This is a genomic window from Mogibacterium pumilum, from assembly GCF_002243385.1.
Lineage (GTDB): Bacteria > Bacillota > Clostridia > Peptostreptococcales > Anaerovoracaceae > Mogibacterium > Mogibacterium pumilum.
In genome coordinates this window covers 451424-461713 of record NZ_CP016199.1, presented here as the reverse complement: position 1 = coordinate 461713, position 10290 = coordinate 451424, and the positions used below count along the sequence as shown (strand labels likewise).

Below are 10290 nucleotides of genomic sequence, written 5' to 3'. Positions count from 1 at the left end.
TCCTATAATCTTTGTAGAACGCAAAAGTATATGTGCTTTTAGGAGCACACAAAGACATCTCTATTGCATTAATTTCTTGCTTAATCGATATAAGCTCTTCCATTTCTTTTTTTGTCATATTTCATCCCACTTAAATAAACTTGCTCCCTAGAGCAACTCATCACCTTCTGCAATTTTCTGTTTTTCGCATTCGTATAAGCAAGCTGAACCCGGAACCATTACCTCCGTTTTCCTCGTCTTGCCCGAACAAAGCTAATTGTCTTCCATCATGTTCAACAAGACAGTCCGTAAATGTATATCTTGTCTTGTTGTTTTTATTAACAAGCTTAGAGATATATAGCCCATCTGATGGGTCATTAATAATTCTCTCCATCTGAGATTTCGTTATAGCTTTATCTGAAACTATAGGATCAGGCTTTTCTAGATTTATGGAACTACCCCAGCATCTTTTACTCTTACCCTGTCTAGCCATATACAGAGCTTTGCCAGTGATTCCGCATTCATCAAATTTGAGCTTATCAGAATTTGAAAATCCAGCCTTCCACTTATCCTCTATGACATCTCTATCTACATTTCCAAATATCATGTGGATATGGGGTCTAGCTTTTGAGCCAGTATCATCTCCCTTGTGATTTGAGATTACATACACATATTTCACTGGCTCGCTGGATCTCTTTTTCATCTCCCTGCGTACTCTTGCCACATAGTTAGTTATATCCTTAAGTACCTGTTCTCTGTCATACGGAAGATGATCATCGTCATATGTGAGATCTATACTAAAGTCACCCTCTTTGAAATTAAGATTGCATATTCTGACAAAGTATCTTTGACTTCTTTTTGAATTTAGGTTTTTCTGCGCTAGGGATGACTCATGTCTTTTTTCTGCTCTTTTTATTATTCTCTTTCTTGGAGACACATTATATATTTCTAACTCGAGATAATCTCCAGTGTAATATTTTTTAGTTCTTATCATAGTTATTTAAATGCCTGACTTGTTAATACTCATTTGAACTCTTAATCCGGCATAATGCCGGATGATTTTAACGTATTATTTCTTCCTTATATATATGGAAGAAAGTTTTGAAGCTTTAATTCTATATATGAAAGCGGCAAGCATCTGTAAAAAGTAGTATGTGCTCTTATATATTTATGTCTGATTTTGAAAGGAGTATACCTTCTGCCTACCGCTGTCATATCAAAATTGTTTTCTATCTATATATGTATATACACACTAATATAATTGTTAACCCTGCGAGGAGTAGTACATCTGCTATCATGAATAGTTTATTTGCTATATCCATCCTCTTCATCGCTGTGAAATATAGTGCTACTATTCCAACCATAAAGCCTGTAATTAAGAAAGTTATTATTAAATTAAGCATTTTCTAGTTCTCCAGTAATATCATTAACCTCTTCAGCCTTCCATGCTGGTACTATTGGGAGTGCACAAGTGGTGCATTTATCATGGTTATGCTTCCGGCACCACTTGCATATACCCTCACGCTGCTCTTCCGTATACATAGCTGCTATATCTTTTGACCTAATCAAGCGGAAAGTCTCCTGCCAGTTCTGTATTAATAGGGTCTTCGTATCTTGCGATGATTTCTGCCATGACTCTTTCCTCTTCTTCCAAGTTGGACACAGGAGATTCAAGATACTCATTTACTTTTTTAACACCAAGTAAATCATCAAAGAATTTATGCACTTTATTCTTTCTCATGTGTTTTGGTTTAGCTCTCATTTTTATTCTCCTTTGTATGGCGCGGGTAGCGGCAGCCACGCAATCACGCCATCAATCTCGCTGTCTGTACCGGATAGATATATACATTCATCAACATCAAAACTATCTAGCCACACGCTTACTCCATCTGTAACTAACACTTCTTCTCCATACTCAGGCAGATTCTCGACCATGCAGGACCAGCCATACGTGGCATAGTCTTCCTTTTCCTCTGGTGTTAGCTCTCTAAATATTAGTTTGTTCCATTCTGGTATTCTTTCGTACGCCTTCATATCTTCACCTTTAGCTCCTACATTTCGATACAAACGTTCTGCCACTTTTTATAGGCGTCAAGATAGCACTCATTCTTATCTCCGTTATATGTGATCTCGTAGTACATACCATCTGGCACGTTGGTGCTGAGTAATGCTTTCGAATTCTGTAATGCTTTGCAGAACCATACGACAAATACATCTTCTGTTGTGATGTGTCCATTAATGCTAGCTGGGTTCACTCTATCGTTGTGATAGTTTCTTACAAATTCTTTGCACTTCTTTATAAATTTTCTTTCGTCCATTATTCGCTCCTTAATAATTCATGTATATAACTTCTATTCGTTATGCTCAATCTGTGCATTCTTTAACCTTTCAGCTGTTCTTCTTCAATATGCAGTACCTGAAGTAATGCACTGCGCACCTTTTCGCCTTGTCCCGGATCTTTCGCCTCGATGACTGCAAGGCTCTTACAGCATGATTGAAATATTTCCTGTAAGATATTTACTTGTGCCCTGAATGTTGTAAGTTCATCCTGACTGCTTGCAGATAACTCCTTTTCAAGTCTGGCTATTGTCTTCTCTGCTTCGGAATATGCTTCCTGAAGCTTTGCCTTTCCTTCCTTTACGGCTTCTGCTTTCTCCTTTTCATGTTCAGTCTTATATTTATCTATTGCCTCCTGTATAGCTGTTTCTGTTTTGTTTTTAGCTGTTTGAGCTTTCGCTTTTTCTTTTTCGAGTTTTTCTTTGAGCCTTTTAATTTCATCATCCTTCGCAGTGAGCTCCTCAACACTTATCTCTGATTCGGATTGTTCAGCCTCAAGTTCTGCAATTCGGTTTTTGAGGTTGGCTATTTCATCCGTTCCAGCTTCAAGTTCATTATTTCTTGCTTTGAGGTTGGCTATTTCTGCCTTCAACTCTGTGACTGTCATATCGTTAATATCTTCAGACTCAATCACTTCTTTTGCGACGTCATCTGGAGCGGATAAAAGTGCGAATGCCTTGGAAATGCTCAAATTCGTACACGTGTACGAATTTGAAAATATGCTGTTTTCATCAGATGAACGTTTGGCCAATTGCATCATTTTGTTTGCTTTGGACTGCGAAAAATCCAGGTTATTATCACACCATGTGCCAAACTCTCCATGAGGTAATCGCTCCTTTACTATGAGTAGGCGGCGACCGGCGGATGCTGCCATCATGAGCGCGACGTTTCCAACAGCCTCCATCTGTTGATATAATCCATTTGCCTCATGACACAGCTGCTCCGTGCTCTTATCTTCTAGCTCACCATTGGCTTCATTAATCTCGTAATTTACATCTATAATTGATTCTGTCATTATGCTGCTCCCTTCTTAGGTTTCTTTTTACTTCTTGGCTTGACAATATTTTCCAGCCAGTCATCTACCCACTTTCTAACTTCTGGTGCTGGTAGTCGATTCCCCGTTCCATAGCATTGATATATATGGTTGTCACGAAGTTCAATTGTTATGAAAGGTGTATCTGGCTCATCAGTTCGCCTCATAACAAATACTGCTGTATCCCCTTCCGTTACGCTGTAATAGTATGAAGCAACACAATTTTTGTTATAACGACCTTCCTCTTCAAATCCCTTACAGTTTCTAAGTGGTCGTATAAGATATTCATTATCTTGATAGGCATACTCTTCTAGTTGCGGAAGATACATTTTTTCATAATTCTCTTGTTGCTTTTTACATTTTTCCGCTTTTTCTGCATCTTTCTTTTCCAGATACTCTCTTGAGACCCTATCATGTGCTTCATTTAAGTTTTTAGGATATAGATAGTACTCATTTTGTGGATACCCCAGTTCTTTAAGCTGCACATAATAATCTTTGTATAAGCTTCCTATCTCACCACGGTTACCTGGATCGCTCTGTGTTTTATACTGTTTTTCAAGATATCTAAATAACTGAATTAAATTATTAATTTCTCTTAACTCTTTTATCCAGCCACAACCATAGCCATTTCCACACAAGAATCTCGCATCTGGAACCCATTTTTGGCAGAGCTCCATATGTTCCTTTTTTACTTTGTTTTGCTTCTTAAGGATCTTGTATCTTAATATTCCATCTGTATTGAAATAATCCCATTGCTTCAACTTATCGATATCCTGCGATGAAAGCCTTAATAGTTCAGGTATTGTTATAGCTTTCCAGTTTGGCCTTATATATGTTGGTATTTTTTCAAGCTTGTACTCTACCAGATGCGCAAGTCCTGATTTTTTAATATATTCAACACTTGGATATCTTGCACAAAACACCATCTCATCAATCAGATAGTTAACGAAATACGCATTAGATAGCTGGACTCCAGTTATCCTTCTTATGTGTATATCCATATGTTTCAAGAAGCTTTGTGCAATAAGATCATCTAAATTTATATCCACGACAAATCGTTCATTTGATATTACGTGTTGTGATTTATTCTTGACCCATTCAGGCTCCCCAGTTCTCCAATTTAAAATGTAGCCATATGAATATTGTTCATTTCTGTTGATTACGTTAATTGATTCAATTTCTATCTCAATAATGTCTTCTATTTGCTCAATATTCTTTTCTGCACATCTCCAGTAGCTACATGCTGAGGCGCAGTATATACTTTCATCTTCTAGCCACAACCAAAAGAAATATTGATGCGTTCCAAAGGGAATCGTGGTATGAGGCACTGCTAATTCTCTTGTTTCACAGTGAGGACAGCAAACAACGTCATTCTTATAGATTGTCTCTGTATAATCCCAGGCATGTCCGCAATGTGAGCAATGTGCTATTTTCTTCCAGCGGTTATATACAGTTGCTGCACAGGTCTCATAATTTACCCAATCCTCGAAGTTATCCGGAAAGTGAATATTTATAGGTGAGTTATCTGCATTTCTGTAATTGATTTGCATATCCACCTCCTCTACATAAGGTCAAGGATATCTATTGTTCCTAGACTAGTAGTATTTGATGATGGTTTTATATGGATTTCATAGTAATCATCAATGATTTGCAGCACTTCTTCATCTGTAAGGCATCCGACATTATTCCTTGCATTTTTCCTAGCTTCGGATGTAATTTTAGAGATCAAGTCTTCAATTGATTTACCTTCTGCCGTTATATGCGTTGCCACATCTTCAGTCTTGCAGACTTCATTTAGATGTTCTTCTATGAAATTGGCAAGAGAGCCACCGATTTTCAGTGACTCTTCAGTAATTTGTTCTCTCGCCTTATTAATTACTTCTAAACTCATGATTTTTCTCCTGTTGCTATTACTCTTCTATTAACCTTCAAATTCACCTGACAGTATGATGCTTAGTTCGTACGCTTCCTCTTCAGTAAGAGTGATACCACGTGACATCTTTTCATGCTTAGGATCCCACTCTCGTATGTCATACTTTGGATCATTATCATTCCAGGATACGAGATTAAGTTCCTTCGTCCATCCATTCTTGCTTTCTGAAATAATCCCTATATGTTCCTTGATTTCACAATTAATCTGATTCATTTTTCTCCTCGTTTCTTTATTCTTCAAAGTTAATACCGCATATGCGTCCCATCTTCTTTGATTGCACACCATGACCATATTTACCTGCTTGAGGTTTATCTCGCATAAAGACTCTGAAATCTACCATACACTGAGGACATAGATCATATACTCCCTCTGCTTCTCCTACTACATTGAGCGGTTTGCTACGGTTTCTATAGTCAATTTCTTCTCCGCATCTATCGCAGAAAATACGCTTCATGTTCGCCTCCTATCTTTTGCTAAAACATTTCTCTTGGCTGACCCTCTCTGGCGTGTAGCCTTTCATACTCTTTTTCTCTAGTTTCGATATCCCTTTCTTTTGATTTAATGATCTCTATTAATATTTCTTTCGTTTGTCTTCTAGAGTTATGCGTTGTTCTCAATCTTTCTTGATACTTGCATATTTTCCTTTCATCTTCTCGATTGGCGAATATGAGTTCCCGCATTTGCTGCCTGCCTTCTGGATCATAACGACAATGCCAGTCATCGTTGTACTCACACTGTTTACAGCATTTGTCGCAAATAGTTCCTTTTATGCGACGGCACCAACGAAAAGCTCTATTATCTCTCGGCGTTCCATGTTCATGACCACAGCGATCACATATGCAGCCAGCCTCTACCATTTCCTCTCCTTTATCAATTGCATCCCAGGGCATATAGGAATAACCACAGCATTGGGATGAATAGTGTGGCAGCGATTGAACCTAATACTGCAATCGGTTGAAAGTTTCCATCTTCGTCTGAACACATATACTTAATAGTTTCTACGAATTCCTTCATCTTGATTCACCGACCTTTCACTGCTCTTAATATCGATATTTATTTCAACTGATGCATTGGCTATTGCGTCTGCATAGCCTGTGCAGTACATTAGTTCTGCAAGAGGCTCTAATTCAGCTGGAAATTCAATATCGAATACATCCTCTAAGCTTAGATACAGTATCTTTTTATGACTTTCATATGCCGCCTTTGCAGCTTCAGTTAACTCCTCTTCATTTATCATTGGTTTTAGATTCTTTTTATTCATTGTGATTTTCCTCCGTAGTTTTTACGGTTAATTACACCGTCTTTTATTCATGAGCCTGTCGGCCACATCTGATGCAAAGTACTGCTTCTTTTTTCCATCCGTAATGTATTCGCACCCTGCCATCAGGTTGATAACGTAATCTCTGGATTTACCCAGGTACCTAGCTATGTCAGACTGGCATGGCCAGTTTCCAACTTCCTTTTTTATATCTCTGACTATTGTTTGTTTATCCATTTCTTTTATCTTCAACTTTCTCTTGTTTGTGATGTATAATCACCTCGGGTATACTTATCTTCTGTTTCTTGCTCACAGTTCTCCATCTTGTTTCTCTATCTTCATCACTCTTACTGTTAGTAATTTGATTGCGATTTGTTTAACACTGTGTTAAAATTCTTATAGCCTTTACCGGCAAATTCGTTGAAAGTGGGTGACTGTTTTGTCAAACATTTTGAATTCGCCAGTTCTCGGGATAGCAATTCGCTGATGCGTTAAGGCTTACTTAGTACGCTGAATGTAAACAGCTAAAGTGAAGCGGGATACCATAGAACAAACAGTGACATTGTTTGTATTGGGATTTGTGCGATTATCAAATATAGACGAGGTGGCTCCTTATTTCTATTTGACAATCTTCAAGCTGAAATCGGGGTTAGCCAATCCTGATGAAGCTTGAACAAAGCATTTTGAACAATTGCAGTATCTTCCGAGTAAAAAAATTGCAGACGAACCCTCTCGCATGTCACGCGGGAGGCTTAGTTTTTTTGTAGAAAACTGATAAATCATTTATGCCTAAGATGGTACATACCCTTATCAGTTCACTTGCTTTTAACTCTCTCGCTCGCGATTTATTATTAATGCTGTTATATAGCTGCATATAGTTCACTCCTGATAGAGCTGCTAGTTCTGTTATCTTTAGCTTTTTTTCTTTTCTTATCTCATTTATTATTTGAGCTATTTCCTCACTTTTGATTTGCATCTTCTCCCTCTTCAGCTCTTCTTTGTTCTTTAACTTGAAATATATTTCCTACTTCGATACAATTTGTTTAGCCTTTTAGGCAAATTCTTAAAAAGGTGGTGGTCATCTTGACACAACTTTTGAACTTGCCAGCTCCTTTAATCTAGGTCGCCCTTCGTGGCACCACGACACGTAAAACTGGGTAATGGCAGATTACTGATACAGCGTTAACGTTACGATACGTATAAATCGGTGACTGGCTTAGTCGTTAAATTAGCCCACTGTATCAAGTACTCCTGAATTGTTGTTAGCGTAAGGCTTTATAGCGAAATCGGAATCGCTAAAGTAACAACTTGTCCCATAGAAGCCGTGAGGCCGTTCATGTGTGGCGAAAGCCTGCAGGACAAAAAGGTAAACAAATCCGGCGAAAAACTATCAAAGACGGCCCTTTGGTAGTTTTTTTGTTTACAAGAATAAGTACTCCAGTGTCATCTCAGGAAAGAATGTATCCCGTATTGTAAACATTTCAATTCTTGTAAAGTCCGTTCTTCCAGAGAGCTTATTTGAAATCGACCTTTCATCTTTCCCTATAGCTCTTGCTATATCTCTGTTAGATATATGTTGTTCTTTCATTTCTTTCTGCAAATTTTTAAACATAACTTCTTTTTTATCCAAGTCTTACATTCATAACCTTTACCAATGAATTGGCTATTGTTTCGGCTGACTCAATAGTTATTTCATTGATGTTCATTTCGTCTATAGCCTCGAACAACTTATTAGCTGCCCTCACTTGAATCTCTTGCAGACTTAACTCTTTATCTTCTTTTGTGTTAATGAGCGCGACGACTACATTGGTCTTTGAGATTATGTCATCATCGGTAATATCTGCGATAAGTTCGCCAGTGCTATTTTTGATGACTATTTCTTTTACTTCTTTATTGCCTATTTTCATATGTGACCCCTTTCTATTTTGCTGTATAATCACCTCGGGTATATTTATGAAAGGAGGTGATTAAGTATGAAACTAAATCCTGATTGCCTACGTGCAATACTCTTATTCATCGAAGATGAAACGGACCTGGATAATTCTGTGGTTATCGGGCCGTTTGAAATGCCGTCTTGTTTATTAGACTTTCCGGAAAATGAAGTAATGTATCATATTAAGCAAGCGGAATTGTCAAATCTTATCCTCATGGATGGCTGGTTTGTAAGTGGAAACTGCTCTATAAAATATTTGACTCCAGAAGGTCATCAATTTATAGGCAACATCCAAAGTGAGAAACTTTGGAACCGTGTAAAAAACGTTGCTAAAGACGCTGGGGTTAACACGGTTCAGGCGCTCGTGCAGATAGCGTCCAATGTAGCCCTATCGGCAATTCAATCTCACCTGTAGTTTTTACGACCATAGACAGGCTTACTCTTGCCGTTTCAGCTGAAAGTTTGTCTATGGTGATTTCTGTCAAGAATGTTAGTTCTGAACCATCTAGGTAGAATCTGTTATCTTTTACTTCGAGTTTGTTCACCTGTGCACCTCCTTTTGTTTTCCTCTTCCTTCCCTACTCCCATTCTTTTGTCTGTAATCGACTTAACCCATTCCACTGATGTATAATTTCTTTAACCATAAATTTTCAGGAAAGGAGGTTTAATTGATATGACACCTGAAGAAAGATATGCATTTGAAATAACTGTTGAGCTTATGAAGGCTAAGCTATCTAACTCTATGCTTTCTGTTTCTCAGAAAAGCGGAACAGAACTAGGTTTGATGTTCAAAGAGGTTTATAATCACATTCTCTCTGTTATAAAGAAAGAAGCTTAGTTATAGCCTCTGCTACTGCAGGCACGGACGCGATATGTTCAGATGTAATTAGCCCATCGTTCGTGTCTGTTATCTTTTCCAGATAATCAATAAGCAAATTAGTCGTTCTTTCCTTTTTATCAATTCTCTCTGTTTTATTCTTTTCCACCTGTATCCTCCTTTCTGTTTTGCTGTATAATCTCCTATATAGTTATTTGTTTTTTTGAAAGGAGATTTTCATGGAGCCATTTAAATGTCCATATTGCGATACAACTTTCCCATTAATTCATACTACTTACAGACACTGGCACCCCTCTTTTGATTCTTCTGATAACCAAAGCTACAACTCTATGTATCCGACGCAAATTTCTTTACGTTTTTATCTTTGCCCATCTTGCGAGCGCCTTTCTATAAAAGCGTCTAGTGCTGGATCTGAAACCGGTTCTTTCAATACAAATTTGCTTCCTAACTCATTTGCAACTCAGTTCCCGGATTATGTGCCTGAATCAATAAGAAACGACTACTCTGAGGCTTGTGCCATTGTTAATCTAAGTCCTAAAGCTTCCGCCACTTTGTCACGCAGATGTTTGCAGTCTTTAATCCGTGACTTTTGGGGTATTAAGAAGAATACCTTGTATCAAGAAATTACAGAGTTGCAAAACCATGTAAGCGCTGAACAGTGGAAGGTCCTCAATGCATTACGCAACCTTGGAAACATTGGTGCTCACCCAGAAGCTGATGTAAACCTTATAACTGTGGCGTTAGCATCTGCCACATCATCTGCAGAGAAGAACATGTCAGCTTCTTCATCTGGCTCGTCATCGATTGTATCAAATCCTAGCGTAGCGAGTTCTGACTCCAGGCTTGTCAGCTCTGAATTAACTGGAGCGGCAACCGCCTCCGGCTCTGTCTGTACAGGTTCCTGTACGAGTTCTTCTGCGGTCACAACATCTCTAGTTGGCAACTCTACTGTCTCAGATGGATCCTTACCAAGAAGCTC

At 38.2% G+C, this 10290-nt stretch carries 21 protein-coding genes and 1 pseudogene; 3 read left to right on the top strand and 19 right to left on the bottom strand.

Annotated elements, in window-relative coordinates; genetic code table 11:
* Window positions 1-160 precede the first annotated feature (160 nt).
* The 16 genes from AXF17_RS02280 to AXF17_RS02210 form a co-directional block, all read right to left on the bottom strand.
* On the bottom strand, window positions 161-973 hold the full coding sequence (locus AXF17_RS02280) for a rolling circle replication-associated protein (protein WP_094233629.1): 813 nt from the start codon (window positions 971-973) through the stop codon (window positions 161-163).
* Window positions 974-1374: 401 nt separating this feature from the next.
* Window positions 1375-1548, bottom strand: a complete 174-nt coding sequence (locus tag AXF17_RS08905) for a hypothetical protein (RefSeq protein WP_157682530.1) — start codon at window positions 1546-1548, stop codon at window positions 1375-1377.
* Entirely contained in the window at window positions 1541-1741 is a 201-nt protein-coding gene (locus tag AXF17_RS02275; protein WP_094233628.1) for a hypothetical protein, read from the bottom strand. Before AXF17_RS02275 ends, AXF17_RS08905 begins: the two co-directional genes overlap by 8 nt.
* A gap of 2 nt (window positions 1742-1743) precedes the next feature.
* Window positions 1744-2013 (bottom strand): hypothetical protein, encoded by a 270-nt coding sequence (locus AXF17_RS02270; RefSeq protein ID WP_094233627.1) that lies wholly within the window; start codon window positions 2011-2013, stop codon window positions 1744-1746.
* 17 nt (window positions 2014-2030) lie between these two features.
* Window positions 2031-2297 (bottom strand): DUF6275 family protein, encoded by a 267-nt coding sequence (locus AXF17_RS02265; RefSeq protein ID WP_094233626.1) that lies wholly within the window; start codon window positions 2295-2297, stop codon window positions 2031-2033.
* Between the two features lie 62 nt (window positions 2298-2359).
* The gene (locus AXF17_RS02260) at window positions 2360-3331 is read right to left on the bottom strand and encodes a DUF3102 domain-containing protein (protein WP_094233625.1); all 972 of its coding nucleotides are present in this window, start codon (window positions 3329-3331) and stop codon (window positions 2360-2362) included.
* Complete coding sequence (locus AXF17_RS02255; protein ID WP_094233624.1) at window positions 3331-4899, bottom strand: PcfJ domain-containing protein; 1569 nt, start codon at window positions 4897-4899, stop codon at window positions 3331-3333. The genes AXF17_RS02260 and AXF17_RS02255 overlap by 1 nt, the downstream gene beginning before the upstream one ends.
* Window positions 4900-4910: 11 nt before the next feature.
* Window positions 4911-5240: a Cas9 inhibitor AcrIIA9 family protein gene (locus AXF17_RS02250; protein ID WP_094233623.1), complete on the bottom strand. Its 330-nt coding sequence runs from the start codon at window positions 5238-5240 to the stop codon at window positions 4911-4913.
* A gap of 30 nt (window positions 5241-5270) precedes the next feature.
* Complete coding sequence (locus AXF17_RS02245; RefSeq protein ID WP_094233622.1) at window positions 5271-5495, bottom strand: YdbC family protein; 225 nt, start codon at window positions 5493-5495, stop codon at window positions 5271-5273.
* Window positions 5496-5511: 16 nt separating this feature from the next.
* Window positions 5512-5736 (bottom strand): hypothetical protein, encoded by a 225-nt coding sequence (locus AXF17_RS02240; protein ID WP_094233621.1) that lies wholly within the window; start codon window positions 5734-5736, stop codon window positions 5512-5514.
* Between the two features lie 19 nt (window positions 5737-5755).
* The gene (locus AXF17_RS09390; protein WP_237049061.1) at window positions 5756-6139 is read right to left on the bottom strand and encodes a hypothetical protein; all 384 of its coding nucleotides are present in this window, start codon (window positions 6137-6139) and stop codon (window positions 5756-5758) included.
* 131 nt (window positions 6140-6270) lie between these two features.
* Window positions 6271-6543, bottom strand: a complete 273-nt coding sequence (locus AXF17_RS02230; RefSeq protein WP_094233620.1) for a hypothetical protein — start codon at window positions 6541-6543, stop codon at window positions 6271-6273.
* Window positions 6544-6570: 27 nt separating this feature from the next.
* Window positions 6571-6792, bottom strand: a complete 222-nt coding sequence (locus tag AXF17_RS02225) for a hypothetical protein (protein WP_094233619.1) — start codon at window positions 6790-6792, stop codon at window positions 6571-6573.
* Between the two features lie 487 nt (window positions 6793-7279).
* Window positions 7280-7516: a helix-turn-helix domain-containing protein gene (locus AXF17_RS02220; RefSeq protein WP_094233618.1), complete on the bottom strand. Its 237-nt coding sequence runs from the start codon at window positions 7514-7516 to the stop codon at window positions 7280-7282.
* 444 nt (window positions 7517-7960) lie between these two features.
* Entirely contained in the window at window positions 7961-8128 is a 168-nt protein-coding gene (locus AXF17_RS02215) for an XRE family transcriptional regulator (RefSeq protein WP_157682529.1), read from the bottom strand.
* A gap of 34 nt (window positions 8129-8162) precedes the next feature.
* The gene (locus AXF17_RS02210) at window positions 8163-8447 is read right to left on the bottom strand and encodes a hypothetical protein (protein WP_094233616.1); all 285 of its coding nucleotides are present in this window, start codon (window positions 8445-8447) and stop codon (window positions 8163-8165) included.
* 66 nt (window positions 8448-8513) lie between these two features.
* On the opposite strand from AXF17_RS02210, the gene AXF17_RS09850 reads away from it, so the two are divergent.
* Window positions 8514-8888, top strand: a complete 375-nt coding sequence (locus AXF17_RS09850) for a DUF2513 domain-containing protein (RefSeq protein ID WP_094233615.1) — start codon at window positions 8514-8516, stop codon at window positions 8886-8888.
* On the opposite strand, the gene AXF17_RS09150 is transcribed toward AXF17_RS09850, so the two are convergent.
* On the bottom strand, window positions 8818-9018 hold the full coding sequence (locus AXF17_RS09150; protein ID WP_169711276.1) for a hypothetical protein: 201 nt from the start codon (window positions 9016-9018) through the stop codon (window positions 8818-8820). The two genes, AXF17_RS09850 and AXF17_RS09150, sit on opposite strands and share 71 nt — an antisense overlap.
* Before the next feature lie 128 nt (window positions 9019-9146).
* On the opposite strand from AXF17_RS09150, the gene AXF17_RS08900 reads away from it, so the two are divergent.
* Window positions 9147-9311 (top strand): hypothetical protein, encoded by a 165-nt coding sequence (locus AXF17_RS08900; protein ID WP_157682528.1) that lies wholly within the window; start codon window positions 9147-9149, stop codon window positions 9309-9311.
* On the opposite strand, the gene AXF17_RS08895 is transcribed toward AXF17_RS08900, so the two are convergent.
* Window positions 9292-9459, bottom strand: a complete 168-nt coding sequence (locus AXF17_RS08895) for a hypothetical protein (RefSeq protein WP_157682527.1) — start codon at window positions 9457-9459, stop codon at window positions 9292-9294. The two genes, AXF17_RS08900 and AXF17_RS08895, sit on opposite strands and share 20 nt — an antisense overlap.
* Before the next feature lie 70 nt (window positions 9460-9529).
* Between AXF17_RS08895 and AXF17_RS09845 the strand changes: the two are divergent.
* Window positions 9530-9970 (top strand): annotated as a pseudogene (locus AXF17_RS09845) (DUF4145 domain-containing protein); the annotation flags it as partial.
* Between the two features lie 44 nt (window positions 9971-10014).
* Here the strand turns inward: AXF17_RS09845 and AXF17_RS09380 are convergent.
* Window positions 10015-10290: hypothetical protein (locus tag AXF17_RS09380; RefSeq protein WP_237049060.1), on the bottom strand; the 276-nt coding region annotated here is incomplete at its 5' end.

Coding starts and splice junctions, on each gene's coding strand:
- AXF17_RS02280 (WP_094233629.1), bottom strand. CDS start 973: ATGATAAGAACTAAAAAATATTACACTGGAGATTATCTCGAGTTAGAA.
- AXF17_RS02275 (WP_094233628.1), bottom strand. CDS start 1,741: ATGAGAGCTAAACCAAAACACATGAGAAAGAATAAAGTGCATAAATTC.
- AXF17_RS02270 (WP_094233627.1), bottom strand. CDS start 2,013: ATGAAGGCGTACGAAAGAATACCAGAATGGAACAAACTAATATTTAGA.
- AXF17_RS02265 (WP_094233626.1), bottom strand. CDS start 2,297: ATGGACGAAAGAAAATTTATAAAGAAGTGCAAAGAATTTGTAAGAAAC.
- AXF17_RS02260 (WP_094233625.1), bottom strand. CDS start 3,331: ATGACAGAATCAATTATAGATGTAAATTACGAGATTAATGAAGCCAAT.
- AXF17_RS02255 (WP_094233624.1), bottom strand. CDS start 4,899: ATGCAAATCAATTACAGAAATGCAGATAACTCACCTATAAATATTCAC.
- AXF17_RS02250 (WP_094233623.1), bottom strand. CDS start 5,240: ATGAGTTTAGAAGTAATTAATAAGGCGAGAGAACAAATTACTGAAGAG.
- AXF17_RS02245 (WP_094233622.1), bottom strand. CDS start 5,495: ATGAATCAGATTAATTGTGAAATCAAGGAACATATAGGGATTATTTCA.
- AXF17_RS02240 (WP_094233621.1), bottom strand. CDS start 5,736: ATGAAGCGTATTTTCTGCGATAGATGCGGAGAAGAAATTGACTATAGA.
- AXF17_RS09390 (WP_237049061.1), bottom strand. CDS start 6,139: ATGGTAGAGGCTGGCTGCATATGTGATCGCTGTGGTCATGAACATGGA.
- AXF17_RS02230 (WP_094233620.1), bottom strand. CDS start 6,543: ATGAATAAAAAGAATCTAAAACCAATGATAAATGAAGAGGAGTTAACT.
- AXF17_RS02220 (WP_094233618.1), bottom strand. CDS start 7,516: ATGCAAATCAAAAGTGAGGAAATAGCTCAAATAATAAATGAGATAAGA.
- AXF17_RS02215 (WP_157682529.1), bottom strand. CDS start 8,128: ATGAAAGAACAACATATATCTAACAGAGATATAGCAAGAGCTATAGGG.
- AXF17_RS02210 (WP_094233616.1), bottom strand. CDS start 8,447: ATGAAAATAGGCAATAAAGAAGTAAAAGAAATAGTCATCAAAAATAGC.
- AXF17_RS09850 (WP_094233615.1), top strand. CDS start 8,514: ATGAAACTAAATCCTGATTGCCTACGTGCAATACTCTTATTCATCGAA.
- AXF17_RS08900 (WP_157682528.1), top strand. CDS start 9,147: ATGACACCTGAAGAAAGATATGCATTTGAAATAACTGTTGAGCTTATG.